The sequence below is a fragment of the Micromonospora sp. ATLC16 genome, assembly GCF_057196645.1.
On the sequence record NZ_JBXUOW010000138.1, the window covers coordinates 1 to 3,403 of the forward strand.

At 58.0% G+C, this 3,403-nt stretch carries 2 rRNA genes; both read left to right on the plus strand.

The window, feature by feature from the left end:
- Positions 1-125: 125 nt before the first annotated feature.
- Positions 126-1,640, plus strand: a 16S ribosomal RNA gene (locus tag AC2CHE_RS26605).
- A 372-nt stretch (positions 1,641-2,012) separates the two neighbouring features.
- Positions 2,013-3,403: ribosomal RNA gene (locus AC2CHE_RS26610) — 23S ribosomal RNA — on the plus strand; the annotation flags it as partial.

Here is a 3,403-nt window from a genome sequence, read left to right on the forward strand (position 1 = left end):
TGGTGTGTGGTTGTTCTTTGAGAACTCAACAGGGTGTTTGATAAGCCAGTGCCAAGTTTTGCTCATGGCCTTTGTGGTTGTGGGTTTTGGCAGCATTTTTTGTTGTCGGGATTTTTTCCAAGTTTTTGTTGGAGAGTTTGATCCTGGCTCAGGACGAACGCTGGCGGCGTGCTTAACACATGCAAGTCGAGCGGAAAGGCCCTTCGGGGTACTCGAGCGGCGAACGGGTGAGTAACACGTGAGCAACCTGCCCTAGGCTTTGGGATAACCCCGGGAAACCGGGGCTAATACCGGATATTCATTTGCGGACGCATGTTTGTGGGTGGAAAGTTTTTCGGCTTGGGATGGGCTCGCGGCCTATCAGCTTGTTGGTGGGGTGATGGCCTACCAAGGCGACGACGGGTAGCCGGCCTGAGAGGGCGACCGGCCACACTGGGACTGAGACACGGCCCAGACTCCTACGGGAGGCAGCAGTGGGGAATATTGCACAATGGGCGGAAGCCTGATGCAGCGACGCCGCGTGAGGGATGACGGCCTTCGGGTTGTAAACCTCTTTCAGCAGGGACGAAGCGTGAGTGACGGTACCTGCAGAAGAAGCGCCGGCCAACTACGTGCCAGCAGCCGCGGTAAGACGTAGGGCGCGAGCGTTGTCCGGATTTATTGGGCGTAAAGAGCTCGTAGGCGGCTTGTCGCGTCGACTGTGAAAACCCGTGGCTCAACTGCGGGCCTGCAGTCGATACGGGCAGGCTAGAGTTCGGTAGGGGAGACTGGAATTCCTGGTGTAGCGGTGAAATGCGCAGATATCAGGAGGAACACCGGTGGCGAAGGCGGGTCTCTGGGCCGATACTGACGCTGAGGAGCGAAAGCGTGGGGAGCGAACAGGATTAGATACCCTGGTAGTCCACGCTGTAAACGTTGGGCGCTAGGTGTGGGGGGCCTCTCCGGTTCTCTGTGCCGCAGCTAACGCATTAAGCGCCCCGCCTGGGGAGTACGGCCGCAAGGCTAAAACTCAAAGGAATTGACGGGGGCCCGCACAAGCGGCGGAGCATGCGGATTAATTCGATGCAACGCGAAGAACCTTACCTGGGTTTGACATCGCCGGAAATCTCGCAGAGATGTGGGGTCCTTCGGGGCCGGTGACAGGTGGTGCATGGCTGTCGTCAGCTCGTGTCGTGAGATGTTGGGTTAAGTCCCGCAACGAGCGCAACCCTCGTCCCATGTTGCCAGCAATTCGGTTGGGGACTCATGGGAGACTGCCGGGGTCAACTCGGAGGAAGGTGGGGATGACGTCAAGTCATCATGCCCCTTATGTCCAGGGCTTCACGCATGCTACAATGGCCGGTACAATGGGCTGCGATACCGTGAGGTGGAGCGAATCCCAAAAAGCCGGTCTCAGTTCGGATCGGGGTCTGCAACTCGACCCCGTGAAGTCGGAGTCGCTAGTAATCGCAGATCAGCAACGCTGCGGTGAATACGTTCCCGGGCCTTGTACACACCGCCCGTCACGTCACGAAAGTCGGCAACACCCGAAGCCGGTGGCCTAACCCTTGTGGAGGGAGCCGTCGAAGGTGGGGCTGGCGATTGGGACGAAGTCGTAACAAGGTAGCCGTACCGGAAGGTGCGGCTGGATCACCTCCTTTCTAAGGAGCACCATCCCGCGAAGGTGGGTATGGAGCCCGCGGCTCGCGGATGTCGGGTCGGGGTGCTCATTGGCGGAGACACTGGCGAGTTTTTCTTGGCGACGGCCGGGATTTCTTAGTACAGCCACTGTGGTGGTGGGAACGGGGTTCTGGTGCGGCTGGGGGAGGCGTAGAGCACCCTGTTGGGTCCTGAAGGAACAATCCGTGGTGGTTGTTGTTTCAGTGCCGTGGATGGATCCCTGGTGGGGTTTGTCAGGTGCCAGGCATGGCCTGGTTTCTCATACCGTCGGTTGGTTGCCGGGCTGGTGGGAGACGGTGGGTTGTGGGTTGGTTGTTTGTTGAGAATTACACAGTGGACGCGAGCATCTTTGTGGTCAAGTTGTCAAGGGCGAACGGTGGATGCCTTGGCACCAGGAGCCGATGAAGGACGTGGGAGGCCGCGATAGGCCTGGGGGAGCTGTCAACCGAGCTGTGATCCCAGGGTGTCCGAATGGGGTAACCCGGCATCAGTCATGTGGTGTCACCTGCACCTGAACTCATAGGGTGTGTGGAGGGAACGCGGGGAAGTGAAACATCTCAGTACCCGTAGGAAGAGAAAACAATATGTGATTCCGTGAGTAGTGGCGAGCGAAAGCGGATTGAGGCTAAACCGGTTGCGTGTGATACCTGTCAGGGGTTGCGTGGTCGGGGTTGTGGGACCCTGCTACACGAGCTGACACTCGTGTGAGGAGTGATAAAGCCAGTTGTTAGCTGAATGGTCTGGAAAGGCTGACCGTAGACGGTGATAGTCCGGTAGGTTAAAGCAGCTGGTCTTCTGTGGGTGTTCCCGAGTAGCGGCGGACTCCTGAAATCTGCCGTGAATCTGCCAGGACCACCTGGTAAGCCTAAATACTTCCTGGTGACCGATAGCGGACGAGTACCGTGAGGGAATGGTGAAAAGTACCCCGGGAGGGGAGTGAAATAGTACCTGAAACCGTTCGCCTACAATCCGTCGGAGCCTTGCGGGGTGACGGCGTGCCTTTTGAAGAATGAGCCTGCGAGTTAGTGGCATGTGGCGAGGTTAACCCGTGTGGGGGAGCCGTAGCGAAAGCGAGTCTGAAGAGGGCGTTTGAGTCGCATGTTCTAGACCCGAAGCGGAGTGATCTAGCCATGGGCAGGCTGAAGCGCGGGTAAGACCGTGTGGAGGGCCGAACCCACCAACGTTGAAAAGTTGGGGGATGACCTGTGGTTAGGGGTGAAAGGCCAATCAAACTCCGTGATAGCTGGTTCTCCCCGAAATGCATTTAGGTGCAGCGTCGTGTGTTTCTTGCCGGAGGTAGAGCACTGGATGGTCTAGGGGGCCTACAAGCTTACCGAAATCAGCCAAACTCCGAATGCCGGTAAGTGAGAGCGCGGCAGTGAGACTGCGGGGGATAAGCTTCGTAGTCGAGAGGGAAACAGCCCAGATCACCAGCTAAGGCCCCTAAGCGTGTGCTAAGTGGAAAAGGATGTGGGGTCGCATAGACAACCAGGAGGTTGGCTTAGAAGCAGCCACCCTTTAAAGAGTGCGTAATAGCTCACTGGTCAAGTGGTTCCGCGCCGACAATGTAGCGGGGCTCAAGCACACCGCCGAAGCTGTGGCACTCACGCAATGACTTCGCATCGTCTCTTTGGGGGTGGTGTGCAGGTGTGTGGGTGGGTAGGGGAGCGTCGTGCCGGGGGTGAAGCAGCCGAGTGATCGAGTTGTGGACGCGGCACGAGTGAGAATGCAGGCATGAGTAGCG